The sequence below is a fragment of the Mycobacterium sp. E3247 genome, from assembly GCF_001667785.1.
In the GTDB taxonomy this organism is placed as follows: Bacteria; Actinomycetota; Actinomycetes; order Mycobacteriales; family Mycobacteriaceae; genus Mycobacterium.
In genome coordinates, this window is the sequence record NZ_LZJG01000541.1 from 1 (window position 1) to 719 (window position 719).

Consider the following 719-nt stretch of genomic DNA (forward strand, 5'->3'; position numbering starts at 1 on the left):
AACGGCGAGAAGTGGTACACCTCAGGGGCGTCCATTTCTCAGCTGGCACTGGTGATGGCCAAGACCGATCCCGACGCCCCTCGTCATCGGCAATACACCACCTTCTTGGTGGAGCTGCCCAACGCGGGTTTCGATATCGTCCGCAATATCCCTATCATGGGCGAATCCGATATCCCCACCTACCAGGGCGAAATCCAGATGGGCCACGCCGAAGTGCGCATCAACGACCTCGTTGTCCCCCACGAGAACATTCTCGGCGGACTTGGACAGGGCTTTGCCATGGGCCAGCATCGCCTCGGCTACGGCCGGCTCCGGCACGGGATGTGGAGCGTGGCCAAAGCTCAGGCAGCCTTGGATATGGCCACCGCACGTGCGTGCGAGCGTGTCACCTTCGGCAAGCGCGTCGCCGATCGGCAAGGCATCCAGTGGATGCTCGCCGATTGCGCCGAGAAGCTCTACATCACGCGACTGATGATCCTGCACCTGGCCTACAAAATGGAGCACGGGCACGACCTGCGCATCGAGAACTCGATGGCCAAAACCTATATCGCCAACATGCTGATCGAGGTGATCGACACGGCGTTGCAGATACACGGGTCCTTGGGCTACACCCACGACCTGCCGTTGGCGGCCTGGCTCTCAGAGGCGAGAATGAGCCGCATCGTCGACGGCCCCGATGAGGTGCACCGCTGGACGGTGGGGCGCAACGTCGTCAAGGC

Annotated in this window: 1 protein-coding gene; it reads left to right on the forward strand. The window is 61.9% G+C overall.

All coding sequences use genetic code 11. The features are described 5' to 3' along the window. Window positions 1-719, forward strand: a 719-nt coding sequence (locus tag A9X04_RS27580) for an acyl-CoA dehydrogenase family protein (RefSeq protein WP_197508960.1), incomplete at both ends; no start/stop codon positions are given.